Source organism: Novosphingobium resinovorum, from assembly GCF_001742225.1.
GTDB lineage: Bacteria > Pseudomonadota > Alphaproteobacteria > Sphingomonadales > Sphingomonadaceae > Novosphingobium > Novosphingobium resinovorum_A.
This window is the reverse complement of the sequence record NZ_CP017076.1, coordinates 40,287-65,304: the sequence shown is the minus strand read 5'-3', so window position 1 is coordinate 65,304 and position 25,018 is coordinate 40,287. Positions and strand designations below refer to the sequence as shown.

19 protein-coding genes and 3 pseudogenes are annotated in these 25,018 nt (G+C 63.9%); 17 read left to right on the top strand and 5 right to left on the bottom strand.

The features are described 5' to 3' along the window. Positions 1-7: 7 nt before the first annotated feature. Positions 8-1,088 (bottom strand): annotated as a pseudogene (locus BES08_RS18005) (IS5 family transposase). A 224-nt stretch (positions 1,089-1,312) separates the two neighbouring features. Between BES08_RS18005 and BES08_RS18000 the strand changes: the two are divergent. Beyond that, the gene (locus BES08_RS18000) at positions 1,313-2,656 is read left to right on the top strand and encodes an MFS transporter (protein WP_036531019.1); all 1,344 of its coding nucleotides are present in this window, start codon (positions 1,313-1,315) and stop codon (positions 2,654-2,656) included. Here the strand turns inward: BES08_RS18000 and BES08_RS17995 are convergent. After that, positions 2,648-3,802, bottom strand: coding sequence for an O-antigen ligase family protein (locus BES08_RS17995; RefSeq protein WP_036531017.1), 1,155 nt, complete (start codon positions 3,800-3,802; stop codon positions 2,648-2,650). The genes BES08_RS18000 and BES08_RS17995 overlap by 9 nt on opposite strands. 7 nt (positions 3,803-3,809) lie before the next feature. On the opposite strand from BES08_RS17995, the pseudogene BES08_RS17990 reads away from it, so the two are divergent. The 3 genes and pseudogenes from BES08_RS17990 to BES08_RS17980 all read left to right on the top strand — a co-directional run. Beyond that, a pseudogene (locus BES08_RS17990) lies at positions 3,810-4,574 on the top strand (IS256 family transposase); the annotation flags it as partial. Between the two features lie 76 nt (positions 4,575-4,650). Then, on the top strand, positions 4,651-5,706 hold the full coding sequence (locus tag BES08_RS17985) for an IS110 family RNA-guided transposase (protein WP_051587225.1): 1,056 nt from the start codon (positions 4,651-4,653) through the stop codon (positions 5,704-5,706). Positions 5,707-5,771: 65 nt separating this feature from the next. Next, on the top strand, positions 5,772-7,307 hold the full coding sequence (locus tag BES08_RS17980; RefSeq protein WP_051587224.1) for an ISNCY family transposase: 1,536 nt from the start codon (positions 5,772-5,774) through the stop codon (positions 7,305-7,307). 151 nt (positions 7,308-7,458) lie between these two features. Here BES08_RS17980 and BES08_RS34085 read toward each other — a convergent pair. Next, positions 7,459-8,062, bottom strand: a pseudogene (locus BES08_RS34085) (transposase); the annotation flags it as partial. A 198-nt stretch (positions 8,063-8,260) separates the two neighbouring features. Here BES08_RS34085 and BES08_RS17970 point away from each other — a divergent pair. After that, positions 8,261-9,091 carry a 23S rRNA (adenine(2030)-N(6))-methyltransferase RlmJ gene (locus BES08_RS17970; protein ID WP_008830665.1) on the top strand — a complete coding sequence of 277 codons (831 nt, stop codon included), beginning with the start codon at positions 8,261-8,263 and terminating at the stop codon, positions 9,089-9,091. A 69-nt stretch (positions 9,092-9,160) separates the two neighbouring features. Continuing rightward, a complete protein-coding gene (locus BES08_RS17965) occupies positions 9,161-9,481 on the top strand; it encodes a hypothetical protein (protein WP_008830664.1) in 321 nt (106 codons plus the stop codon). 186 nt (positions 9,482-9,667) lie between these two features. On the opposite strand, the gene BES08_RS17960 is transcribed toward BES08_RS17965, so the two are convergent. Continuing rightward, the gene (locus BES08_RS17960; RefSeq protein WP_036530636.1) at positions 9,668-11,470 is read right to left on the bottom strand and encodes a M14 family metallopeptidase; all 1,803 of its coding nucleotides are present in this window, start codon (positions 11,468-11,470) and stop codon (positions 9,668-9,670) included. A gap of 17 nt (positions 11,471-11,487) precedes the next feature. Next, complete coding sequence (locus BES08_RS17955) at positions 11,488-13,647, bottom strand: TonB-dependent siderophore receptor (RefSeq protein WP_036530634.1); 2,160 nt, start codon at positions 13,645-13,647, stop codon at positions 11,488-11,490. 171 nt (positions 13,648-13,818) lie between these two features. Here BES08_RS17955 and BES08_RS17950 point away from each other — a divergent pair, with 171 nt between their 5' ends. From BES08_RS17950 to BES08_RS17910, 11 genes are all read left to right on the top strand, one after another. Then, entirely contained in the window at positions 13,819-14,556 is a 738-nt protein-coding gene (locus tag BES08_RS17950; RefSeq protein ID WP_036530632.1) for an ABC transporter ATP-binding protein, read from the top strand. Continuing rightward, positions 14,553-15,992, top strand: a complete 1,440-nt coding sequence (locus BES08_RS17945) for an ABC transporter permease (protein ID WP_036530630.1) — start codon at positions 14,553-14,555, stop codon at positions 15,990-15,992. The genes BES08_RS17950 and BES08_RS17945 overlap by 4 nt, the downstream gene beginning before the upstream one ends. Further along, entirely contained in the window at positions 15,989-17,248 is a 1,260-nt protein-coding gene (locus BES08_RS17940) for a DUF3526 domain-containing protein (RefSeq protein ID WP_036530628.1), read from the top strand. The genes BES08_RS17945 and BES08_RS17940 overlap by 4 nt, the downstream gene beginning before the upstream one ends. A gap of 658 nt (positions 17,249-17,906) precedes the next feature. Continuing rightward, entirely contained in the window at positions 17,907-18,287 is a 381-nt protein-coding gene (locus BES08_RS33675) for a hypothetical protein (RefSeq protein ID WP_162177435.1), read from the top strand. Continuing rightward, positions 18,269-18,664, top strand: a complete 396-nt coding sequence (locus tag BES08_RS17935; protein WP_236727501.1) for an SDR family NAD(P)-dependent oxidoreductase — start codon at positions 18,269-18,271, stop codon at positions 18,662-18,664. Before BES08_RS33675 ends, BES08_RS17935 begins: the two co-directional genes overlap by 19 nt. A 67-nt stretch (positions 18,665-18,731) precedes the next feature. After that, positions 18,732-19,883: a thiamine pyrophosphate-binding protein gene (locus BES08_RS17930; protein WP_202902903.1), complete on the top strand. Its 1,152-nt coding sequence runs from the start codon at positions 18,732-18,734 to the stop codon at positions 19,881-19,883. Further along, positions 19,853-20,332, top strand: a complete 480-nt coding sequence (locus BES08_RS34635) for a thiamine pyrophosphate-dependent enzyme (protein ID WP_202902902.1) — start codon at positions 19,853-19,855, stop codon at positions 20,330-20,332. Before BES08_RS17930 ends, BES08_RS34635 begins: the two co-directional genes overlap by 31 nt. Positions 20,333-20,398: 66 nt before the next feature. Then, a complete protein-coding gene (locus tag BES08_RS17925) occupies positions 20,399-21,037 on the top strand; it encodes a glutathione S-transferase family protein (RefSeq protein WP_036530627.1) in 639 nt (212 codons plus the stop codon). 107 nt (positions 21,038-21,144) lie between these two features. Continuing rightward, positions 21,145-21,672, top strand: a complete 528-nt coding sequence (locus BES08_RS17920) for a 2Fe-2S iron-sulfur cluster-binding protein (RefSeq protein ID WP_051587222.1) — start codon at positions 21,145-21,147, stop codon at positions 21,670-21,672. Beyond that, positions 21,669-22,646, top strand: a complete 978-nt coding sequence (locus tag BES08_RS17915) for an FAD binding domain-containing protein (protein WP_008833381.1) — start codon at positions 21,669-21,671, stop codon at positions 22,644-22,646. The genes BES08_RS17920 and BES08_RS17915 overlap by 4 nt, the downstream gene beginning before the upstream one ends. After that, the gene (locus BES08_RS17910; protein ID WP_036530624.1) at positions 22,643-24,970 is read left to right on the top strand and encodes a xanthine dehydrogenase family protein molybdopterin-binding subunit; all 2,328 of its coding nucleotides are present in this window, start codon (positions 22,643-22,645) and stop codon (positions 24,968-24,970) included. Before BES08_RS17915 ends, BES08_RS17910 begins: the two co-directional genes overlap by 4 nt. Positions 24,971-25,018 lie beyond the last annotated feature (48 nt).

Sequence of the window (25,018 nt, the reverse complement as noted above, 5' to 3'; positions counted from 1 at the left end):
TTCGGCGTCACGCGGGCGCAGTTCGCCCCTCAAGCCAGGCGAGGCGTTGGAAATTATAGACGAGGTTCGCCATTCCGATTTTGATGCGGGCGCGGGCGATGCCGATGGGGCGCACGACAAGCCCCATGCGGTGTTTCTGGCCGGCGAACACGTGCTCGACTGCTGAGCGCACGGCGGAGCGCTTCGCATTGGCCTTGGCGATGCGCTCGGGCATCGGCCGGCGTGGCGGCTTCTTCTGATGGATGTGGCTGGTGAACATGCCCTTGGCGAGGAAGGCCTCGTTCTTCTTGGACCGGTAGGCGGTGTCGGCCCACACGCCCGAGCCGGTGTTGTCCTTGCTGACCACCTCGGGCAGCCGCGCGCCGTCGTGGGCATTGGCGGCGCTCGCGCCCCAGGTGCGGATGAGGCCATGAGCTCAGTCGATGCCGATGTGATTCTTGTAACCGAACATCGGGATAGCGAGGTCGACTGGCTTCGCCGCCTTGGGATCGGCGCCCTCCTTCACCTTTGCCTTGGTGTACTTAACGCTCCAGCGTGCATCGCGATCCTTCTGCCTGATCTGGGCCGATTTACAGCCCTCGGGCACTCGGCCCTCCTTGATCGCCGTCTTCTCGGCCTCGGTGTTCCTCTGCTTGGGTGCCGGCACGACCGTGGCATCGATGATCTGCCCACCCATGGCGAGATAGCCCCGCTCGGTGAGCGCGGCATCGAAGCGAGCGAACAGCCTGTCGATCGCCTTGGCCTTGACCAGCCTCTCGCGGAACAACCACACCGTCGTTGCGTCCGGCACCGTGCCGTCGAGCCCGAGCCCTAGGAAGCGCTCGAACGACAAGCGATCCTTAATCTGGAACTCGGTGGCCTCGTCAGACAGCGAGTAGAGCGCCTGCAGCGAGGATCTTGAACATGAGGACCGGATCAAACGGCGGCCTGCCACCCTTGCCGCGGACACTTCGCCGCAGCGCTGCTACCAACGGGCCGCGGAAAGCCTCGAAGTCGACGACAGCCGCAAGCCGTTCAAGCGGATCACCTGCCGCGCTCAACGCCTCGTATCGGTCCGAAAGATCGAAGAAACTCGGCTGTCCCGCCATCATCGCCTCCACCCTCGTGCAAAGGCAGTGAATCACCTCAAGCCGCTAGGCGCCAGCGGTTTTTCGAGGCGTCCGGCTCTCTCCCGATACGCACGTCTTCGGCTCGCCCTAGCCATTCTAACGACTTGAGTTAATTTGAATGCGCTGCAACATATCCCCGCGCGACGTGACGATCGGGCTTGACCCACGCACGGCCGCGTAACGGGAAATGGGATGTGGAAGCGATGCAGCACGAAGAGACAGCCGATCTGCCTTACCTGCGCAAGGTCGTGGGCGCCTCGATGGCGGGAACCGTGGTCGAATGGTACGAATTCTTCCTGTACGGAACCGCAGCCACGCTTATTTTCGGCAAACTGTTCTTCCCGGCCACCGGCAATGATCTGGACGGCGTAATCGCGGCCTTCGCCACTTATGCGGTCGGCTTCATCGCACGCCCCCTCGGCGGCATCGTGTTCGGTCACATCGGCGACAGGATCGGGCGCAAATCGCTGCTTCAGTTCAGCCTGATGCTGATCGGCTGCTCAACATTCTTGATGGGTTGCCTCCCCACGTTCGGCGCGATCGGTTATTGGGCGCCCGTGCTGCTAGTCGTGCTGCGCTTCGTCCAAGGCTTTGCACTTGGCGGGGAGTGGGGCGGCGCGGTCCTGCTGGTGGCAGAGCACAGCCCCAATCATAGCCGCGCCTTCTGGGGCAGTTTCCCCCAGGCTGGCGTGCCCTTGGGCAACCTGCTGGCAACGATCGTTCTGCTGGTGCTGTCGGCGACATTGTCCGACGCACAGTTCCTGTCTTGGGGCTGGCGCTTCGGCTTCTGGCTCTCGGCCGTGATTGTCGGGATCGGGTATTACATTCGAACCCAAGTCTCCGATTCCCCGATCTTCGAAGCCGCCAAGGCCGAAGCCGAGGATCGGGCGCACCAGGGTTACGGGCTGGTCGAAGTGTTCCGGCGCTACCCGCGCGGCGTCTTTACCGCGATGGGCCTGCGGGTAGGCGAGAACATCCTGTACTACATGGTCGTCACGTTCTCGATCACGTATCTGGCGCATATCGGCGTCGATACGACCAAGATCCTGACACTGCTGTTCTGCGCCCATATCCTCCATGTCGTTCTGATCCCGCTGTTCGGCGCGATGGCCGACCGGATCGGGCGCAAGCCAGTGTACCTGCTGGGCGCAACGCTCACGATGGCATGGCCCTTCATCGCATTTCCGATGTTCGGCAATGCCAGTACGGCCATCGTGCTGGGAGGGATTTTCCTGGGCATGTTCGTCCATGCCCTGATGTACGCACCGCAGCCCGCGATCATGGCCGAGATGTTCCCGACCCGGATGCGGTATTCCGGAGTCTCCCTCGGATATCAGGTAACCGCGATCTTCGCCGGGTCCTGGGCTCCCTTGATCGGCACCAGCCTGCTGCGTGAATATGACGACTGGCTTCCCATCGCGTTCTATGTCGCGGGAGCCGGAGCGATCAGCCTGATCTCCGCGCTCGTCATGACCGAAAGCAAGGGCGTGTCGCTGCTGGCCATCGACCGCGAAGACGAGCGCCGTCTGGGGACGACTTCAGGCTGATTCCGGCGCCCGGACGGCAGGAAACCAGCCGAAGCCAAGCGCCGCAAAGAGCATCACCGTAGGCGCGACCAGAGCGGCCGGACGAATGGGCTCGACGGGAGATTTGCTCAGTTCCATCGTCAGATAGGCGAGCCAGAAGCACGTCGGCAGCGAACGTGTCAGCACGAACCGCCGCAACAGCGCAAGCGTCCCGGCGAGCCACGTCCCGACGAGCACCGCCAGCCCCAGATATCCTGTCTCCACGATGGTCTGTATATAACTGTTATGGAAGGAAAAGGCGGTTCCTTCCTGGCGAATGTCGAAATGTCGCCAGAGCCCGACCGCATCCGGGTTCGTCGGGGTCCAGAAACCGAAGTAGCCGGTCCCGAGCCAGGGACGTTCGGCTATGATGAACTGGGCACGATACCACAGGTAACCCCGCCCGGTGAGCCCGGCATCCTTCGACGACAACTGCTGCACTATTTCCAACAACTGCTCGAAGAAGACGGCGCCCAGGCACAAGCCTGCAACCAGCACAGCGGCAGCACGCGCCTTGAAAGCCAACGATCGCATGCGCAATGCCAGAAGCAGCACCAGTAATGCGCCGCTCAATGCCAGCGAGGCCACGGCACCGGCAGATCGCGCCTGCTCGGTCGCGAGGATGCAAACCACGGCTATGCCTGCAAGACCGGCCGCCCATCCGAATGCCCGCCTCTCCAGGCTTGCCGCGAGCATGGCCACCGCCAGAAGCGCCCCCGTGGCGGCGCTGTCGGCGAAGTAGTTCTTCGCTTCTCCGCCAAGGCCGAACAGTGCCGGAGCCCCGGTCACGCCGTCCGGCCGCGTATGTCCGACAAGAAACGAAATCACGGTATAGCCCGCAAAGGCGCAGAAAAGCCCTGCCAGCACCGCCCTCGGGCGAACAGCCTGCGACAACAGCAGGCCTGCGAACGCGGTCACCGCCATCTGCACCGCCGCTCTGCCCGTCACCAGAGGCTGAACCGCCCATGCGATCGAGACCAGCGCGACGATGGGATAGGCCAGTTGCCATCGGCATCGCAGCAGGGCTTCGCGGCATTGATCGATCCTCAGCGCGGCATACAGGCACATCAGCGCCAACCCCGCCGCCGCACCCGCCGTGCCCAGATTGGCGGGTATACGCGCCAGCACGATGAGTATGCCTCGACGCAAGGAGCCGGCGATCCCGGCTGATTTACTCGATCAACTCTTGGCCGGCAGCGATGCGGCCAGTGCGCTCCAGCAGGGCGGCCTGCTGGATTCATTGAAGAAGGCGCTGGCCGAACGGGCGCTCAACGCCGAGATGGATTACCACCTTGGCGATGCCTCGCAGGTCGGGAACAGCCGCAATGGCTATGGCCGCAAGACGGTGGTGACGGACACCGGCAAGATCGAGATCGAGGTGCCGCGCGATCGTCAGGCCAGCTTTGATCCGCAATTGATCGCCAAGTACCAGCGCCGGTTTCCGGGCTTCGACGACAAGATCGTCTCGATGTATGCGCGCGGCATGAGCACACGGGAGATCGTCGGGCACTTGCGCGATCTGTACGGTATCGACGTCTCGCCGGACCTGATCTCGACGGTGACCGACGCCGTGCTCGAAGAGGTCGCCGCCTGGCAGGCCCGACCGCTCGATCCGGCCTATCCGCTGGTTTTCTTCGACGCGATCCGGGTCAAGATCCGTGACGAAGGTCTGGTCCGCAACAAGGCTATCCACATCGCGCTAGGCGTGCGTGCCGATGGCGGCAAGGTCGTCCTGGGCCTGTGGATCGAGCAGAACGAGGGCGCCAAATTCTGGCTGCGGGTGATGAACGAGCTGAGGAACCGCGGTGTTGAGGACATCATGCTGGCCGTCGTAGACGGCCTGAAGGGCTTTCCAGAGGCCATCACCGCCGTGTTCCCAGAGACGATCGTCCAGACCTGTTGGTGTGGACGGCCTCCCAACGGCATCACGATGTGCCACGATGAGGTTGTTGAAGACCACATGAGGGAGACTGTCCGTGGAGAAGCTTATCCGTATTGGGATCGACACGTCAAAGCACGTTTTTCAACTTCACGGGGTCGACACGGCCGAGAAGCCGGTACTGCGCAAGCAGTTCCGGCGAGCGGACATGATGATGTTCTTCGAGAAATTGTCGCCGACCAGCGTCGCGCTTGAGGCCTGCGGTGCATCTCACCATCTTGCGCGGTTGCTGACCTCTTATGGGCATGAGGTAAAACTGATCGCCCCTCAACTGGTCAAACCCTACGTGAAGCGCGGGAAGAACGATGCAGCGGACGCAGAAGCCATCTGTGAAGCGATGAGCCGTCCCTCGATGAGGTTCGTGCCGATTAAGACACCAGAACAGCAGGCGGGATTGATGCTGGTCGGTGTTCGAGAGCGTCTCATCCAGATGCGGACTCAAGTGGCAAATTCCATCCGGGGTTATGCGGCCGAGTTTGGTCTTATCGCCGCCAAAGGCAAATGCAGGATCGAGCAGCTTCTTGACCGTCTTGCTACCGATCGCTCTATCCCCGCACTTGCCCGGACATTGTTTGCGACGCAGGGAAAGATCTTCCGGCAGCTTGAAGAAGAGATCACCGAAACGGAGGCGCAACTTGCACAGTGGCACCGTGCCGATGAGCGTGCGCGCCGCTTGGCTGAGATACCAGGCGTTGGCCTGATCGGCGCATCGCTTCTCACAATGAAAACGCCAGCACCCGAGCTGTTCGAATCCGGCCGACAGTTCGCGGCGTGGATGGGACTCACACCAAAGGATCATTCGACCGGCGGCAAAACCAGGACAGGCAAAATCACCCGTGCTGGGGACGAGGCCCTAAGAAGCGTGCTCGTAGCAGGCGCCACAGCATTGTTACGGCATGTTCGCGTTGGACGCGGCAAGCATGCGACCCCCTGGCTCTTGGACCTGCTGAAGCGGAAGCCGCCTAAGCTGGTCGCCGTGGCCCTCGCCAACAAGATTGCTCGCATCGCGTGGAAACTGATGGTATCGGGAGAGCGCTACAAGGCATACAGTGTTGCGCGGCGATCTGGACGAGAAACGCATTGCCTCGCCTGAAATGCTCCCGGCAAACCTGCCGTTGCCTCATCTAAACTGCTCCCGGCATTGGCCGGGAGGGAACGATGCGGAAGGTGAGCATGGCGACGCGCAGGGAATTGATTGAAGCAGTCGGCGAGCGGTATCGCTCGGCCGATCGCGCGAGCAAGGGCAAGGTTCTCGACGAATTCGTCGCGATCACAGGTTTCCACCGGAAGCATGCAATGAGACTATTGCGGGCGGAGCCGTTGATCAGGGAAACGACGCGACCCGAGCGGAGAATTTACAACGAGGCGGTGCGCGGAGCGTTGCTCGTATTGTGGGAGGCCAGCGACCGCCTGTGCGGCAAGCGACTTCGGCCGCTTATCCCGATTCTGATCGAGGCGATGGAGGGCCATGGCCATCTTGATCTCGATCCGGCGATCAAAGGAAGCTTGTTGCAGATGAGCCCGGCCACGATTGACCGTGTTTTACAGACCGCGAAAGGGAACAGCCATAAGGTCCGGCGTCGCGGCGTGGCGGGATCTGAACTTAGGCGCAGTGTTCCGATCCGAACATTCAGCGATTGGGGAGATCCGGCGCCGGGACATATGGAGGCCGACCTTGTTTCTCATAGCGGTCCGGTGGCGAAAGGGAGTTGGACTTGGACGCTGACGTTGACGGATATCGCGACAGGCTGGACCGAATGCGCACCGTTGCTGGTGCGCGAGCAAACGTTGTTGGTGGAGGTACTCAAGGAGCTGCGCAAGCTGATGCCGTTCCCGTTGCTGGGATTTGATTCCGACAATGACAGCGTGTTCATCAATGAAACCGTGCGCGATTACTGCGCGACGACGGAAATCGCGTTTACCCGCTGCCGCCCCTATCGCAAGAACGATCAGGCCTGGGTCGAGCAGAAGAACGGTTCGGTTGTACGCCGTCTGGTGGGCTATCGCCGGTTTGAGGGACTGGAAGCAGCTGGGTTGCTCGCCGAATTGTATGCGGCGGCGCGCCTGTTCGTGAACTTCTTCCAGCCCTCATTCAAGTTGGCGGAGAAGCGCCGCGACGGCGCCAAAGTCCACAAGCGCTATCACGCTCCCGCGACACCGTTCCAGCGTTTGATGGATGACCCGCGGACCAGCGAGCAGACACGCGAACGGCTACGGGACCTCGCCGCCAGACTGGATCCGGTTCGACTGCTGCGAGACATCCGCACCGCGCAGCAGAAACTGGTGGTCCTGGCCGACGCCGTCGTCTTGGCAGATCCTACCGAAACCTCCCCCCCACCGCTGGGGGCGTTCCTCTCGAGCCTGAAAGTTTTATGGCACAATGGTGAGGCGCGGCCCACGGCGGTTGATAAAGCGCCGCGCAAGCGAGAACGGCGTCGACCGGATCCACTGCTTCAGGTTACCGACCAGTTAAAGGCCTGGTTCGAAGACGAGCCTTGGCGTACCGGGCGGGAGTTACTGGAGAAATTGCAAGCCGAGCAGCCGAACATCTACCCGGACGGCCTCCTGCGGACTATCCAGCGCCGTCTGAAAGGCTGGCGCACCGAACACGCGCGAGCGCTGGTGTTCAGCCACTCTTCCGGGCTGGCCAGCGCCGCGCCAGGCGACACGGAAACCATCCTCACGGCCATGTGACGGATTACCGTTCCGCCTCGCCTACGGCTCAGCTGCACGGCAATCCGTCACATGCAATGGCATTGCTGCGCGAGGGCCTGTAAGGAACAATTACGTGAGGCAACGGTCGCGTTGCTCGGGAACATTTCTTCGTGAGGCAACACGGATATCACATGAAGCCATCCTGATCGACACCGGAGCGAGATGTTGCGAAGTTGCGATGCTGCCGCTTCAGATCCTTTTCCCCCGGGCAGACATAGACATCGCGCTTATGCTCGAAGCGGAAGGCGGATCGCTGGAAGCTGCCGGTGCGCCTGTTGCTATGATCAAAGATCGGGATATGTGGCTTTATCCCTTTCTCGTGCACCAGCCACGCTAAGTTTTCTGCAGAACCATAAGCGGTGTCCGCCGCCAGTCGCGCGGGCCAGACTTCGAACCGGTCCTGGACGCGATCGATCATCCGCCGTGCTGCAGTCAACAGCCTGCCGCACCGCCGTGCTCGCTTCCACATCCATGATGACGGCGTTCTTCAGGTCGATCAGATAATTGGTGCAGTAGGCGAAGAACGCCTGACCGCCCTTGGCGCTGGTCCAGCGCGCGGCAGGATCGGCAGGCGACAGGAACTTCGGAACGACAGGCGTCGCGGCGCCAAACGCGGCATCGTCGAGCACGGCCAGATATTCGTTCACCGCATGGTTGGTCGCCTCCGGCGGCAAGGGCTCACCGCCGCGAACCCCGCCCTGGCGATTAGCATCGGTTGCGATCAGGCTCGCATCTCCAATGGCGATCGCTGACGCAGGCTTGGAGCCTTTCGCCGAAATGCGATGTAGGACTCTATGCGGGTGCCGGATTGGTTACTTCAACCGCATAGCGCTCCGCTTCCGCGCCTGACAAAAAAGGCACGATCATAACTTCGCTTTGCAGAAGGTTCAGCAACTCGTTTAGAGGCTGATCGTCAGGATTTTTGAACCGCAATGAATTATCGCCATTCCTTCCACGCCGGCAACAGCGCCGATGTCGTAAAGCACAGCCTCCTGATCGCGCTGGTACGCGCGTTGCAGCACAAGCCGGGCGCGCTGACCCTGATCGATACCCATGCCGGCTGCGGGCTGTACGACCTTGGCGGCGACGACGCGCAGCGCACCGGCGAGGCCACGCAGGGCGTGCTGCGGGCCTTTGCCGACGCGAACCCCTTGCTGGACGACTATCGGGCCGCCGTGCATGCGGTGAATGGGGGCGACGAACCCCGCCTGTACCCCGGCTCGCCGCAGTTTCTGGCGCAGCTCCTGCGCCCGCAGGACGCCCTGATCCTCAACGAAAAGCACCCGGACGATGCCAGTACCCTGCGCGGCGCGATGCGGGGCACCGGCGCGGCCATACATGAACGCGACGCGTATGAACTCTGGCTGGCGATGGTGCCGCCCCGGACTCCTCGAGGCGTGGTGGTGGTCGACCCGCCCTATGAGCAGACGGACGAACGCGCGCGCATCACCGCCACCCTCGCCGCCGCCCACCGCAAATGGGCACATGGCGTGACGGTAATCTGGTATCCGCTGAAAGACAGCGCCACGCACCAGCGGTGGAAGGCGCAGCTGCGCAGGCTCGGCATCCCGAAATTTCTGGTGGTGGAGCATTGGCTGTACGACAGCGAGCAGCCTGGCATCTATAACGGCGCAGGCCTTTTTATCGTCAATCCGCCCTACGCTTTCATGCAGGCACTGCCACCACTGCTGGAAGCGTCGCGCGCGGCGCTGGCGCCCGAAGGGCACGAGGGCGAGATACTATGCGGTTGGCTGGACGACTAGGGTCATGCGCATAGATGCGCGGCCCGGATGCGGGGTGGAGTGCTGCCGCCGACATGCTAAAGGCGTGCCATGCTTCATAAACATGGCCGTGGTGGCACCATCGAAATCGACGGGTTCAAATATGACTGGGAGCTCGTCAGCGATCCCCAATTGTCCTCTTCCGATGGCTGGAAGGGGATGACAATTTCTCTGCGCCAGCACGGCATGGCGCGTGAAGCGGTGCTGGAATTTCCGGCTCCAAAGCGCCTGCTGAAAGGGTTGCCGAAAGGGCGTTTGCATATCAACGACACGATTGCTTCGCGCGGCGTAAGGGCAGCCCTGTCGGCCGGATGGGATCCCGCATCGCGCGGCAAGCCCGTAGTGTTCATGGTCGATGCCGACGGCAATTGAACGGGCGCAAATCTTGGACTCCCATACCGCAGATATAGCCTTAGTCAGACAACATCGTACCATTCCTACTTGGTGACCGACAAAGCAGACGGGCTGCACCTGGGGAATGGAAATCGGCGATTGTGTGACCGAAAAGGGTCGGCGATGTCGGCCGCGTAAGCCGCTCAGACGCGCCCATTGCGGTCATTACATTTTGCCGAGCCAATTTTCGACAACCACCCGTTGTATTGGATAGACGCGGCTGAACCCGTCGCGATGAGGAAGGCGATCAGACAGCCACTGTAAGCGCGCTTTGGAGCTGGCAGCAAAAGTGCTGTCCGCAGCCAGTTTGCTGACGAACTCCGCGCATAGTTCGGCATCTGATCCCAGCAACGCGTCGACGATCGGCGCCATCACGAAATCCTCTGTTCCTGCGGGAGCCGAAAGCACTTCGGGAAACAGGCCCCACGCGAGGAAGCTGTCCAGGCTTTCCGGCTCCAGCAGCGCCGCCGCGAGCAGTCCGAGCGGTTGGTCGGATGCAACCCGCACCGTGCCTGCCGGGATCGCCGCCTCGCTCTGTTCGTGCGTGAAACGCGCCGTCACCGGGATGCGTCCATCGTGGGCCGGGGCCAGCCTGACGTCATGAAGGCGCACCGTGTCCACACGAAGGACCCTGTCGGTTGCCAGCGTTTCAAAGCCGATGCCATGCAGGCGCAGCTTTTCGATCACCTCGGTCTGCGCTGCGGGGATCAGCCAGGCCTCGGGGAGTGGGACAGCCTCGGTCGGCTTCTGCCCGATGATCGGCATGCGGAACGTGATCCTTCTGCCGGTCCAGCGCTGCTCCATCCGGCCGGTGGCCGCCGAATGGTATGTCTCGAAGGCGACGCCCTTGAACTTGTCCACCCAGCCGATCGGCTGTTTGGCCGGAGCCCAGCGGGTGAGCAACTGCCTGGGGCGTTCGGCGCGGTCGATCGCCTTGGCCTCGGCGATGCGTCCCGCGTCCTGTGCGGCGAGCTTGAGTGCGGCCTCCAGCAGCACATAAGTGCCGAGCACGCGCTGGCGGTAGGGCTTGAGCATGTGGTTCTCAACCAGCACCGTGGGCACACCGATGAAGTCGCCATAGCCTGTCGAATAACGCGGACCTTCGGGGCTGTAGCGGATTCCCTTCTGCGGATCGCGAGTGTCGATCGGGCTGGGGTAAATGATCGGCTCGTGCCCGGCGCGCGTCAGCGCCGCTTTCACGGTCGGGCCGAAGCGCTGTTCCAGCCATAGCGCGGTAGCGCGGTGGCGCGCATACTTGCCCCAGCCTGCATATGTGTAGGTCACGTCATACTGCATGTCGAAGCCGCCGCTGACGTGGCAGTCGATGTAGAGCGCCGGGTCCAGCCGCCGCAGCAGCGCGACCATCGCGCGCACTTCGGGCGTGTCGAGCTTGGCGTAATCACGGTTGAGATTGATATTGCGCGCGTTCCCCTCGGTACCCTTGGCCTCGGGGCCGCGCACGTGGAGGAAGTTCCAGGGGCTCGAGCGCTCATGCCCGTCGATGTTGAGGATCGGCACGAAGACGAGATCGACCTTGTCGAGCAGGCCGCTTTTGCCGCGCACCGCGATGTCGCGCAGCAGCATGAGGCCGGCATCCTTGCCGTCGATCTCGCCTGAGTGGATACCCGCCTGCACAAGCACGACGGGCTTGCCCGGTCCGCCGGTGCTGGCGCGCACCATCAACAGGTCGCGGCCTGCGCCGGTCTTGCCGAAGCTCTCGACCCAGATAAGTGGCGAGGCCTTGGCCAGCTTGTCGAGCCAGTCGCGCACTTCGTCATAGCGCGGCGTGGCCTGGAACCCTGAGGCCTCGGCCGGGGTGATCCACGGATCGCCGGACTGGACGATCAGCTTCTCGCTCGCGCCCGACCATGCCAGCGCAGGCGGCAGCACGGCGGGCGGTGCCGATTCCGCCGCTGCAGCGGCAGTCGTGATGGCGAGAGTGGCGGCGAGGACGGCGAACTTCAGCATCGATCGATCCCCTGCCATCAGAAGCGCGCGCGCAGGCCGATGGTCCCAGTACGCGGCGCGCCGGGCTGCACCCAGAGCGGCGAGTAACTGTTGGCGTACCAGCGTTCATCGAACAGATTGGTCACCGAACCGAACAGTTCGAGATGCTCCATCACGTCGACTTTGCCGAACAGGCGGAACAGCGCGTGCGAGGGCAGCATGAAATCGGTGCCCGTTTCGCCGCAGCGCTTCCCCACGTATTGCATGCCCGCGCCGATCTGCACCTCGCGCTTGCCCAGAGTGAAGGACTTGGCGAGCTGCATATTGAGGTTGTGCTTCGGGATGTTCACCAGGGCATCGCCGACCTGCACCTGGAACGAGGTATTGGGGTCCACCATCGCCGAGCGCGCTTCGGCATCGACATAGGCGTAGCTCACTAGAACATCGACGCGGCCCGGCAGCTTCCCGGCAAGGTCGAACTCGGCGCCGCGGCTGCGCGCCTTGCCCAGCGCCAGTGAGAACCCCGGCGCGTTGGGATCGGTCGCCAGCACATTGGCCTTGGTGAGATGGAACACCGACAGCGTTCCGGTCAGCGCTCCGCCCAGCAGGCTCAGCTTGGCACCTGCCTCGAAGGATTCGCTGTTTTCGGGATCGAAGATCTGCCCGTTGACATTGGTGCCGACATTGGCCCGGAAGCCCTGCCCATAGGCGGCGTAAATCGTCACCGGATCGCTCAGTTCGTAGACCACGCCGGCTTGCGGGCTGAAGCGGCTGCGCTTGCGGCGGCTGTTCTGGCTGGTCAGGCGATTGTCGGTTTCCAGCGTCAGGTGGTCGAAGCGCCCGCCGATGCGGACCTGAAGCCGGTTAGTCACCTCGATCTGGTCCTGCACGTAAGCGCCTATCGAACGCTGGTGGTCAGTACGATCCATCATGGTCGCGCCGACAGGCAGCGCGAATCGGCCGTAGACCGGGTCGAGGATATCGATCACATTACCCTGCTGCGCCGTTGGATTGGTGCTGAGGGCAGGCGGGCGGAAGCGCAGGAACAACTGCTTGTAATCGAAATTGTCGTAGTCGGCACCGATCAGCACGCGATGCGTCAGCGCGCCGGTCTCGAATTCACCCGCCAGTTCCACGCGCAGTACATAGTGCCGTGCATCGTAACGACGCGAACGACGCTGGCGCGAGAGCGAGCGGCCGTCGGTGTAGAGCGCCTGACGCGAGGCCGCCGTCTCCGCATCGGAGGAAAATCCGGTGAGCAGCGTATCGCGAATGCTTCCGCCCACCAGCAGGCTCCAGCGGTCGCTGAACTGATGGTCGAGCCGCAACTGGTGCCCTTCGGCGCGGGCGATCGTATCGCCATCACCCGCCTCGCCAAGGAAGCGGGAGCGCGGGACGGTGTCGAAATTGCCGTCCAGCACCACGATGCCGCGATCGAACGGAACCGACACACGGGTCTTCTCCAGATCGTAGGTCAGGCGCGTATCCGGTCCGAGCGCGAGGCCGACCGAGGGCAGGAAGCCCCAGCGCGACTGATGGACGTGATCGCGGAAGGTATCGCCCTCCTCGCCATAGCCGATCAGGCGCACGGTAAGACCTCCGGTCAGGGAGATGTTGACGTCGGCCTCGCCGCGCACTCGGTCCCAGCTGCCGTACTGGATCGCGGCGGTGCCGAAGCTGCAGCCCAATTCGGCCTGCTTGGTCACGAGGTTGATCGTGCCGCCCGGCTCGCCGCGCCCGATCAGCGCTGCAGCGGGCCCTTTGAGCACTTCGACCCGCTCGATCCCCGCCGTATCACGCTGCCCGCCGAAACCGCGCCCGCCGTTGAAGCCATTGACGAGATAGCCGCTCGGCATGTTCTCGTCGCCAGCGAAGCCCCGGATCGCAAAGGCATCCCACAAGCCGCCCAGCGTGTTCTGCCGCACCACCGAGGCGTTGAGATCGAGCGCGTCGGTCAGCCGCTGGATGCCGTTCTGCTCCAGCGTCTTCGCATCGATCTCGGAAATCGACTGTGGGATTTCCGACACCGCGAAGTCGCCGCGATAGGCCTGGCGCACGCCGTTTACGGTGATCGCCTCGCTGCGCTCCTCACCTTCGGCTCCGGCCTCTTCGGCCAAGGCACCGCCAGACGGCGCCAGCGCGATGGCGAACGGCAGAGTTCCGGCAAGCAGCCGACGATTCCTGGTAAAGCGAAGCATGCGATCCCCACGGTGACTATGTCCCGAGGCAGCGCGGTGCCTCGTTCGGGCGGGCTTCTGTCAGCACAAACGGCGGCCGTCAATGATATGTTGCATCATATCAATTAATAAGGCAGGAGGCCGCAAAATCCGCAGAAATCCTGACTTCTTTAGCAATATTCGGGAAACATTATGATTGAAACGACACTGCCGATCCTGATCGAGAACCTCGCTGTCACTTACGGCGACCACCGGGTTCTGGACGGTTTTTCGCTCTCGGCGCCCGCAGGCAGCGTGACCTCTTTGCTGGGTGGTAATGGTGCGGGCAAATCGACCACGCTGTCGACCCTGCTGGGCTTCGTGAAGGCGCAGGCCGGCTCCATTTCGGTCTGCGGCATCGATCCCGGCGCCGCGCCCGACGACGCTCGCCGCCAGATCGCCTACTTGCCCGAGAACGTCGCGCTTTACGAACATCTGACCGCCGTGGAGAACGCGCAATACCTGCTGGCCCTCTCCGGCGGGAAGCAGGGCCGCGCGCCGATCGTCGAGGCCTTCGCCGCCGCCGGCCTGCAGGAGCGCGCCTGGGACCAGCGGCTTGGCGCCTTCTCCAAGGGGATGCGTCAGAAGGTGGCCATCGCGGTCGCACTGCTGCGCGAAGTGCCGGTGCTGCTGCTGGACGAGCCGACTTCCGGCCTCGATCCGCGCGCGACGGCGGACTTCAACGCTCTGGTGCTCGCGGTGCGCGCACGTGGCACCGCCGTGCTCATGGTGACGCATGACCTGCTGAGCGCCGCCGACATCGCCGATCGCATCTGCTTCCTCGAAGCCGGGCGCATCGTCGAGGACGTGACGGCGCGGGGCGAGGACCGCTTCGACGTGCGCGCGTTGCACGCCCGCTTCGCGGTCGCCGCGCAGAGGGTGGCGGCATGAACGCCGCCACCCTGATAGCGCTTGACGAACTGCGGCTGATGCGCCGCAACCGCGTCGCTGTGATCGCCTGCGTGCTGCTGGTGCTGCTTACCCTGGTGGCGGTAGCAAGCTCCTGGGCGCACCAGCGCGAGATCGAGGACTTGCGCGCCCGTCACCAGCACGAGGCCGAGCAGGCCTTCGACGCGCAGCCGGACCGGCATCCGCATCGCATGGTCCACTACGGCACATTCATCTTCCGCCCGCTGAGCGCGCTCGCCGCCTTCGATCCGGGCGTCGATGCCTTCACCGGCAATTCGATGTTCCTCGAAGGGCACCGTCAGAACACCGCCAACTTCGGCGACGTCAACCAGAGCTCGCTGCTGGTCCGCTTCGGCCAGTTGACGCCCGCCTTCGTGCTGCAGACGGTGGCGCCGCTCCTGCTAATCTTCCTCGGCTATGGCGCCGTCGCTCGCGAGACGGAGCGCGGCACCTTGCGCGTGCTAATGATGCAGGGCGCGACGCGCGGGGCGATCGTGCGCGGCAAGCTGCGCGCGCTGGGCACCGTCGCCCTGCTGGTGGTGCTGCCTGCGATCCTGGGCCTCGTCGCGCTAGCGGGGACGTCAGGCGCGGCGAGCCTGCCGATGGCCGTGATCGTGCTGGGCTATGCGGCATGGCTGCTCTTGTGGGTCACGGCCATCGTACTGGTTTCCACGCTGGTCGGCCGCAGCCGCGACGCGCTGCTCGCGCTCGTGGCGATCTGGGCGGTGAGCGTCGTCCTGCTCCCGCGCGTGGCGCCGGATATCGCCAGCGCGGCGGTGCCCCTGCAGAACCGCCTGCAGACCGAAGTGGCGATCGCGCGCGACTTGCGCCGCCTCGGCGATGCCCACAGCCCCGACGATCCGCACTTCGCCGCCTTCAAGCGATCGGTGCTCCGGCTTTACGGCGTGACGCGGGTGGAAGACCTGCCGGTCAACTACAAGGGGCTTCTCGCGGTGGAGGGAGAGAAAGTCACCTCCGCGCTGTTCGAGCGCTACAGCGGCGAAAGCTACGCGGCACAGGGCTCGCAGAACGCCATTGTCGGCATGGTCGGCGCAATCAGTCCGGCGATCGCCTTGCGCTCGCTGTCGATGGCAGCCGCGGGGACCGACTTTGCGGCCCATCGCAGCTTTCTCGAACAGGCGGAAGCCTATCGCTACGACCTCGTCCAGCGGCTGAACCGGCTGCAGGCCGATGGCGTCACCTATGCCAACGACACTGCGAGCGACGCGGACGCCGACCGCCGCAAGCGCATTGCCGCCGGTAATTGGGAAAAGATGCCCGACTTCACGTATCGCGCGCCAGACGGTGCGACACTCGCCGGCCGGGCTCTGCCGGGGCTGGTCGTGATCGCCGGATGGCTCATGCTTGCCGGAGCCTTGCTCGCCTTCGCCACCTGCCGTCTGGGAGAGCGCCGATGACCTTGTGGATGCATGAAGCCCGCCTGCTGCTGCGCCAGCGCCTCGCCATGATCGCAGTTGGCCTGCTGGCGGTGCTGACGGCGGCGGCGCTGGTCGCGGGGATGGCCGAAGTCGGTCGCCAGCGCGCCGCCATCGCCGCCATTGTTGCCGCGCAGGCCGAGGACATCGGCGCCATCGCCGCCTGGGTCGACAAGGAGAAGGATGCGGGCAGCGCCGCCTACTACAGCTTCCATCCGACCTGGAACGCGCCTTCACCGCTCGCCTTCGCGGCGCTGGGGATGCGCGACGTCTCCCCTTACATCCTGCGCGTGCGGGCGCTGGGCCTCGAAGCGCAGATCTACGATGGCGATACCTTCAACCCGGAACTGGCGCTTCCCGGCCGCTTCGACTTCGCCTTCGTGCTGGTGTTCCTCGCCCCGCTGTTCGTCATCGCCTTATGCCACGACCTGACCTCGGGCGAACGCGAGGCCGGGCGCTGGCGCACGCTTGCCGCTCTCCCGCATGGCGGCGCGGCCTTGTGGCGACGTCGCACCCTGCTGCGCCTTGCGCTGCTGTGGGCGGCGATCGGCGTGCCTTTCGCCGTAGCCGCCGGCATATCGGGCGTCGCAGCTGGCGCGATCCTGGTAATTCTGGGGTTAGTCCTTGGCTACCTGCTGTTCTGGGCAGGCCTGAGCGCGCTGATCGGCCGACTGCGCTGGAGCAGCGTCGCCAATGCGGCAAGCCTTGCGGCGCTATGGCTGGTGCTCGTGCTGGTACTGCCGACGCTCGGTCATGTCGTTATCAACCGCGCGATCCCGGTGAACCAGGGCGCCGAAATCGCTCTGGCCCAGCGCGAGGCCGTCAATCACGCATGGGACATTCCCCGTGAGGACACGATGCGGGCTTTCTATGCCAGTCACCCGCAATGGGCCGATTCCGCGCCTCTGGGCACAGCGTTCCATTACAAGTGGTATTTCGCCTTCCACCAGGTCGGCGACGAGAGCTTGGCGGGCAAGGTGCGCACTTATCGGCAGGGCCTTGAGACCCGCGATCAAACCGCGCGCAGCCTCGGCTGGGTGTTGCCCTCGGTTGGCGTGCAGGCGCTGTTGACCGGGATGGCGCGGACCGACCTTACAGCGCAACTCGCCTATCGCGACCAGATCCGCGACTACCATCGCCGCCTTCGCGAGTTCTACTATGGCTACATGTTCCGCGACCGCCCTTTCGGCAAGGCGGACTTCGACCACGCCCCGCGCTTCGACGCGGCGACCGGATAGGTAGCGCGGTGGCAGCCATGTCGCCGCGCCATCCCAAGATCGAATAATGGTTGCCCCGCGGACCATTGCCGAAACGCAAATCTCGTCATGCCATATGTCCGCTCTCCCGTAGGTCCCAGAATGGCGACTTCCCAGGATCCCCGGCTGAAAGCCACCATTCCGCTATCGCGAAGAGCTTCAGGTGCTGGTAGGCGTACGATAGTCTCCGAGGGACGAACCTGCGGGCCCCACTCACTGGTCTATGGATATTTAGCGTTTTAGGCTGCCGGGATGGCGACAGAGCAGCGCCGCGAGTGCCATTGAATGGGTGGGTCGCGGATGATTTCGCCTTTTGGTCGGCGAACGACGAAGACTGTCGAACCAACAAATCAAGCTGGCGTTGTGAATTAACACCGTATGGCGAATATAAAATATTGATATAATTAAGAAAATTAGAAATTTCTATGCCCTGTCCTGACTGATGAGGGACTTCGGGGGCATTATGAGATTTGCGATCGGTGGTTTTTCGTGTGCGTTGGCGCTGCTGTTGCCCGGGGGATGTGGAGGCGATAATTCGGGAGGCAACGGCAGTACGCCCGCTCCAACCCCTGTCCCCACACCAGTTCCAACTCCGGCGCCCGCACCTTCACCGACACCGACATCCAGCGCCGTTTATCAGGTGTCTATTGGCGGCCCAGCGATTGGCTCGCTAACTTTCGATACGAACGGATCCGGCAAATTTCACGACACGGTCAACAATGTCAGCGACTTGACCATCAGTACTAACAGAAAAAGTCAATTTGGCCCAGGCGTGGCGGATCAGCCGACCGGAGCCATGTTGCCAGAGAACCCTGGCCGGGTGCCGGTGAAAGTCGGGGCCCTGAGCTTGGATACCGGCTTTTTCTACATGGGCATTGTACCGGCCATGGACGGAGTTATTACGTCTCCGGCGAGCCAAGTCTTAGGGTGGGAGCATACCGATACGATGGCCCGCAATGCAGGTTTCACAAAAACACCGGCAGAACTGCGAAATTTCGACGCTTGGCCCTGCCGCACCTGAAGGCCACCAAGGGCTGCATCGTTCACACCGCTTCGGTATCGGGCACCGGCGGCGACTGGGACATGACTGCCTACAACGCCGCCAAGGATGCGGTGGTCAACTTCACCCGCGCGCTGGCGCTCGACCTCGGGAAATCCGGCATCTGCGTCAACGCCGTCGCCCCAGCCCTCACCGAAAGCGATCTGACCAAGGACATGCTCGACGATGAGGCGCTGATCGCGAAGTTCCATGAACGCTCGGCGCTGGGCAAGCACGCCAGGGCAGAGGACATCGCCGGCCCGGTTACCTTCCTCGCGTCCGATGACGCAGCGCTGGTGACGGGCGCGATCCTTGCCGTCGACGCAGGGATTTCCGCTTCCAACGGCCAGCCCGGCTGACCCGCGCACAGCTTTCCCGATATACGCAGGAGTACGCCCATGTCCCTTACCGTAGCCGAACTTCTCGTTGCCACTCTCGACGAGATCGGCCTTCGGCATCGTCGGCGATGCGCTCCCCCCCTTCACCGATGCGATCCGCCGTCAGAACAAGGTGCGCTGGATCGGCGTGCGCCATGAGGAAGGCGCAGCGCTCGCCGCGGCAGGGCAGACGAAAGTGACCGGAGCTTTACGAAGCCCGCAAGGACCATGGCCGGTCCTCGCGATCTCGGGCGGCGTCGCCACGGCCAAGCGCGGCAGCGACTACCTGCAGGAAGACGATCCTGTCGCGCTGTTCCGCAACGTCGGCGTCTACAGCGAGATCATCGCCTCGCCCGATCAGGCAGCAGCGGTCATTCAACAGGCGATCGCGCATGCGTATGGCGAGCGCGGCGTCGCGCACATCTCCATCCCGCCCGAGGTCTTCGCCGCGAAAGTTCCCGGCCCGGTGCCGAGCATCGCCACCCTGCGCCCCCGGCTCGAAGTCGCACCGGCAGCGGCCGACATCGCCACGCTGGCGCAGATGATCGGCGAGGCGAAGACCGTGGCCGTCCTATGCGGCTTTGGCTGTCACGCCGCTGCGGAGGAGCTGAAAGCGCTCTCGGACCGCCTGAATGCACCGCTGATGCATACCTATCGCGGCAAGGATATCCTGCCTTACGACGACCCGCGCTGGATCGGCGGCATCGGCCTGATCGGCGGGCGGCCCGGCGTCGATGCCCTGCACCAGGCGGACCTCATGCTGATGCTGGGGACCGACTACCCCTATTCCGAGTTCCTCCCCACCAAGACGCGTGTGGTGCAGATCGACGAACGCGCCTTCGCGCTGGGTCGCCGCACGCCGGTTGCTCGGCATCGTCGGATCGGTGCGCCCGGCCTTGCGCATGCTGCTCGACGCCCTGCCGCAGCGAAGCGACACCGCCTTTCTGAACGCGGTGAAGGCCAACCGCGCGAAGTGGGACGCGATGCTGGACGAAAAGGCCGCGCTCGATCGATCGCCCGACCTGCTGCACCCGCAGGCCATCGCCCGCGCGGTCAGCGATCGTGCCGCCGAGGACGCGGTGTGGGTAACGGACACCGGCGAGGTCACGCTGTGGGCGGCGAACTGGCTGCGCCAGAGCGGGCGCCAGCAGATCACCGGCTCGTTCAACAATGCCGCCGTCGGCACCGGCATGGTGCATAGCCAACGGTGTCCAGGCGCTCGATACCGCGCGGCAGGTGATCCTTCACGCGGGCGATGGCGGTTTCACGATGCTGCTGGGCGAATTCATGACCGCAGTGGAACACAAGCTGCCGGTCAAGGTGGTGGTCTATGACAACAGCACCTGGGGCCTTGTTCATCTGGAGATGGAAGGCGCCGGAGTTCCGCCGAGCGAGGGAGCCTCGTTCCCCAACCTCGACTTCGCCACATTCGCGCAGGCCTGCGGCGCGCGCGGGTTCACGGCAAGAAAGCCGCACGAACTGACCGCCGCCGTGGATGCATGGCTGGCCGAACCCGGGCCAGCGATCCTCCATGCCGTCGTCAATCCTGATGAGATTCCCGCCATGCCGCATATCGATCCCGGTCAGGCGCTTCGTTTCGGGATTTCCAAGGTGAAGCAGGCATTCGGCGCTCTGACGCGGCGGGGCTGAGGCCGTAACCTTGCCGCCCGAAGTCCGTTGGCATCGTACGCGTAATCGACGAAGAGCCATGCACCGATGATCGTCGTCCACCATCTGGAATACTCGCGTTCGCAGCGCGTCCTGTGGCTGCTGGAAGAGTTCGGCCTGCCCTATGAGGTCAAGCGCTACGAACGCGATCCCAAGACGATGCTGGCGCCGCCCGAACTGAGGCGCATTCATCCGCTCGGCAAGTCGCCGGTAATCGTCGATCGCGATCACTCCGGGTCCGAACGGATCATCGCCGAAACCGGCGCCATTATCGAATACCTCACAAGCAAGGCTGACGGACGTCTGGGTAAGCCCTATGGCGACGACGCGGCACTGCTCTACCGCCACTTCCTCCATTATGCGGAAGGCTCGCTAATGCCGCCGTTGCTGGTGAATCTGGTGCTGGGACGCATCCCGCTACTGGGCAAGACAGCACAGAAGAAGCTGCAGCCGATGATCGACGTCCACCTCGATTTCGTCGAGCATGAACTGTCTTTCCGGCCGTGGTTCGCTGGCGATACGTTCACTGCGGCCGATATCATGATGAGCTTCCCGCTCGAAGCGGCCCGGGATCGAGGAGGACTGGAAGTGGGGCGTCCTTCGACGATCGCCTGGCTCGACAATATTCACGCGCGGCCCGCGTATCGGGCCGCGCTCGAACGCGGCGGCCCCTATCGCTTTGCCTGACGACGACACCGCAATACCGCGCTGCCGGCACGCGGAGCCACCGGCTGCGTTACACACAGGCGCATTCTCCGACCATCAGCCAAATCCGGCATCAGGAGGTTTCTGCGATGAGCATTCTCGTTAATGGAGCGCCCGCCGAGCTCCCATTCGACCCCCGCGTGTCCCTGCTGGATTTTCTGCGCGATCGCCTTCACCTGCACGGGACGAAGAAGGGCTGCGATCAGGGCGCCTGCGGCGCCTGCACGGTTCTGGCGGACGGGGAGCGCATCCTGTCGTGCCTTGCGCTGGCGGTACAATACGACGGGCGCTCCATCGTGACGATCGAAGGTATCGGTTCCGCCACCGATCTGCATCCACTGCAACAGGCCTTCATCGAACACGATGGCTTCCAGTGCGGCTACTGCACCCCAGGCCAAATCTGCTCGGCGATCGGCATGGCGGACGAACTGCAGCGCGGTGTCCCCAGCCACGTTACGGATGACCTCGCCGCCCCGACAATGCCGTTCAGCGCCGAGGAAGTCCGCGAGCGAATGAGCGGCAACCTGTGCCGCTGCGGCGCGCATAACGGAATCATCGATGCCATCGCGGCAACGTTTGCGCCGTCACCAATGCCCGAAACGGAGGCAGCGCAATGACACCTCTGCGTTACGCACGCGCTGCCGATGCCAGCGACGCCGTGCTCCAGGCCGGGACCGGAGCGCGTTATCTGGGAGGCGGCACCAATCTCGTTGATCTGATGCGCGAGACGATCGAGCGTCCCGAAGCTCTGGTGGACGTATCCGGCCTTGCCGTCGGTATCGAGGAAACTGCGAACGCCGGCCTGATGATCGGAGCGGGGACACGCAACACCGCGATTGCGGCGCATCCGCTCGTCAGGCAGCGCTACCCCATTCTTTCCCGCGCCATCCTTGCCGGTGCCAGCGCCCAGATTCGCAACATGGCGACGGCGGGCGGCAATCTGCTCCAGCGCACGCGCTGCGCCTATTTCTACGACGAGAGCGGATCGCGCTGCAACAAGCGCCACGTCGGACAGGGCTGCGACGCGCTCGAGGGCTTCAATCGCAACCATGCGATCCTTGGAGCTTCAGACGCCTGTATCGCCGTACACCCTTCGGACATGGCGGTTGCGCTGGCGTCACTTGATGCCGTCGTCCACACGCGCACATCCAAAGGCGAACGGCAAATCCCGCTGGCCGACCTGCACCGACTGCCAGGCGATCGACCCGATATCGAGACCGTGCTGGATCAGGGTGAATTGATCACCGCGATCGAACTGCCACCTGCCCTCCGCCGTTCGACGTACCGCAAGGTGCGAGATCGTTCGAGCTACGCCTTCGCGCTGGTTTCGGTCGCAGGCGCGATCACCGTCGAGGACGGGCATATCCGCGATGTTCGCTTGGCCCTCGGCGGCGTTGCGCATCGCCCCTGGCGCGCACGGCGCGCCGAGGACGTCCTGCGGGGCGGGCCTGTCGGCCAGGTCGCCTTCGCAACAGCGGCCGATGCCGAATTGAGCCAGGCCCGCGCGCTGCGGCATAACGGCTTCAAGATAGAACTCGCCCGCCGCACCCTCGTCGCCGTGCTTGAGGAACTGACGGGAGACCCGGCATGAACATCGCCAAGGACGCCAAGGGCCTCGTACAGGGCATGGCGCAGGGCCTGATGGCGAAGGCCGTCGCCTTGGCGCCGGACAACTGGGTGCCGGGCGGTGTGCCCGATCCGCTGATCGGCCACCAGCATGGGCATCTGGGGCGCGCGGTATCGAGGATTGACGGCCCGCTCAAGGTCTCGGGCACGGCCCGGTTCGCGGCAGAGTTTCCGATGGAGGGCATGGTCTTTGCCGCCATTGCTTTCAGCACCATCGCCAAGGGCCGCATCGCCAGCCTCGATACCGCTCGCGCGCTGGCCGCCGACGGCGTGGTCGAGGTGATGACCTACCGCAATGCGCCCCGCCTCTCGCCGCCGCCTGCGTTCATGTCAAACCCCAAGGCGGCGGGCGGGGACAGCCTTCCAGTGATGCAGGACGATCAGGTCCACTGGAACGGTCAGCCCGTAGCCGTGGTGCTGGCGGATACGCAGGAGCAGGCCGATCACGCCGCCTCTCTGATCGAAGTGATCTATGAAGCCGTGGCTGCCGTAACAGCATTCGACGAAGCCCGCCCTGACGCCCGGCCCGCGATGTTCATGGGCCAGCCGCTGCATGACGAGAAGGGCAAGGCGAAAGCCGCGCTGGATGCAGCAGCCGTGCGCGTCGATGCGACCTATCGCACTCCGCGCCACAATCACAATGCGATCGAGCTGCACGCGGTGACGGTGGCCTGGCAGGATGATGTCCTGCGCATCCACGACGCCTCCCAGCTTGTCAGCCATACGGCTTGGTCGCTCGGACAGATGTTCGGCATTCCCGAGGACAAGATCGTTGTTACCTCGCCTTACGTCGGTGGGGGTTTTGGCGGCAAATGCATGTGGCAGCATCATGTTCTTGCCGCCGCCGCCGCGCAGCTTTGCGGACGCCCGGTACGCCTCGTCCTGTCGCGCGAAGGCGTTTACCGACTGGTCGGCGGTCGGTCGTTGACGGAACAGCAGGTCAGCCTTGGCGCGGATGCGGACGGAAAGCTGAAAGCGCTGATCCATAAGGGCCTTACCGCCAAGACGCCCTCGAACGTCATGCCGGAGCCGTTCATCCTCGCTGCCCGCAGCGCCTATGATGCCGAGACAATTGAACTCGATGTGCACACGGTCGAACTGGACCTCCTGGCCAATACTTTCATGCGAGCGCCGGGCGAATCAGTGGGAACATTTGCGCTGGAATCAACCATGGATGAACTGGCCGAGGCGCTGGGCATCGATCCTATCGAACTGCGCATCCGCAACGAACCCGAGGTCGATCCGCTAAACGGCCTGCCTTTTTCCTCGCGCCGCATCGTCGATGCCTGGCGCGCGGGCGCACAGGCGTTCGGGTGGGATAAGCGTAGTGCGGTTCCAGCCAGCCGACGCGAAGGCGAATGGCTCATCGGCATGGGCTGCGCCAAGGGCACTTATCCCTACTACCGCATGCCCGGCGGCGCTGCACGGCTGACCATGACGCCGAAAGGCGCCAGCGTGGGGATCGCCGCGCACGAAATGGGCATGGGCACCGCCACCGCGCAAGTGCAGGTCACCGCCGAACGGCTGGGGCTGCCGATCGAGGCGATGGATTTCGAGTACGGCGATTCCACGCTTCCGGGCACCGTGCTGGCAGGAGGATCGCAGCAAACCGCCGCCATCGGCGCAGCCGTTATCGCGGCGCACCGCCTGCTTATCACGGAACTGCTGGAGATTGTCGGCAATGATTCCCCCTTGGCAGGCCTCAAGCCTGACGACGTGGCATGCCGGGATGCCGGTCTTTGCAAGCGTGACGAGCCCGAGCGGCACGAGACATACGCCTCGATCCTCGCCCGTGCGGGTCAGGACAGCATAGAAGTGACGGGCGAAGGGCCACCGCCGCTCGAGCTCATGCACTGGTCGATGCACAGCCATGCGGCGATGTTCTGCGAGGTACGCGTCAATGCGATCACGGGCGAACCGCGCGTCAGCCGCTTCCTCGGTTCCTTCGACTGCGGGCGCATCCTCAATCCCAAGACCGCGACCAGCCAGTTTCGCGGCGGCATCATCATGGGCCTTGGCCTGGCGCTGATGGAAGAAACCCAGATCGACGAACGCAATGGCCGGGTCATGAACCCGAGCCTGTCCGAGTACCATATCCCTGTCCACATGGACGTGCCCGAGATTGACGTGATCTGGACCGACATTCCAGACCCGCACACGCCGATGGGCGCGCGCGGCATCGGCGAGATCGGCATCACCGGCACGGCCGCAGCGGTCGCCAACGCTATCTACAATGCGACGGGAAAGCGGGTCCGCGACCTGCCGATCACGCTCGACAAGCTGCTGTGATGGGGGCCAGCAACCCTTTGTAACGCCCGCCTCTCCGAACTCTTGCCC

Excerpts from the sequence above, each read along its gene's own strand:
- BES08_RS17980 (WP_051587224.1), top strand. The coding sequence starts at position 5,772 with ATGCGGAAGGTGAGCATGGCGACGCGCAGGGAATTGATTGAAGCAGTC.
- BES08_RS17960 (WP_036530636.1), bottom strand. The coding sequence starts at position 11,470 with ATGCTGAAGTTCGCCGTCCTCGCCGCCACTCTCGCCATCACGACTGCC.
- BES08_RS17955 (WP_036530634.1), bottom strand. The coding sequence starts at position 13,647 with ATGCTTCGCTTTACCAGGAATCGTCGGCTGCTTGCCGGAACTCTGCCG.
- BES08_RS17910 (WP_036530624.1), top strand. The coding sequence starts at position 22,643 with ATGAACATCGCCAAGGACGCCAAGGGCCTCGTACAGGGCATGGCGCAG.
- BES08_RS17970 (WP_008830665.1), top strand. The coding sequence starts at position 8,261 with ATGAATTATCGCCATTCCTTCCACGCCGGCAACAGCGCCGATGTCGTA.
- BES08_RS34635 (WP_202902902.1), top strand. The coding sequence starts at position 19,853 with ATGCCGCCGTCGGCACCGGCATGGTGCATAGCCAACGGTGTCCAGGCG.
- BES08_RS17965 (WP_008830664.1), top strand. The coding sequence starts at position 9,161 with ATGCTTCATAAACATGGCCGTGGTGGCACCATCGAAATCGACGGGTTC.
- BES08_RS17945 (WP_036530630.1), top strand. The coding sequence starts at position 14,553 with ATGAACGCCGCCACCCTGATAGCGCTTGACGAACTGCGGCTGATGCGC.
- BES08_RS17950 (WP_036530632.1), top strand. The coding sequence starts at position 13,819 with ATGATTGAAACGACACTGCCGATCCTGATCGAGAACCTCGCTGTCACT.
- BES08_RS17915 (WP_008833381.1), top strand. The coding sequence starts at position 21,669 with ATGACACCTCTGCGTTACGCACGCGCTGCCGATGCCAGCGACGCCGTG.
- BES08_RS17925 (WP_036530627.1), top strand. The coding sequence starts at position 20,399 with ATGATCGTCGTCCACCATCTGGAATACTCGCGTTCGCAGCGCGTCCTG.
- BES08_RS17940 (WP_036530628.1), top strand. The coding sequence starts at position 15,989 with ATGACCTTGTGGATGCATGAAGCCCGCCTGCTGCTGCGCCAGCGCCTC.
- BES08_RS17920 (WP_051587222.1), top strand. The coding sequence starts at position 21,145 with ATGAGCATTCTCGTTAATGGAGCGCCCGCCGAGCTCCCATTCGACCCC.
- BES08_RS18000 (WP_036531019.1), top strand. The coding sequence starts at position 1,313 with ATGCAGCACGAAGAGACAGCCGATCTGCCTTACCTGCGCAAGGTCGTG.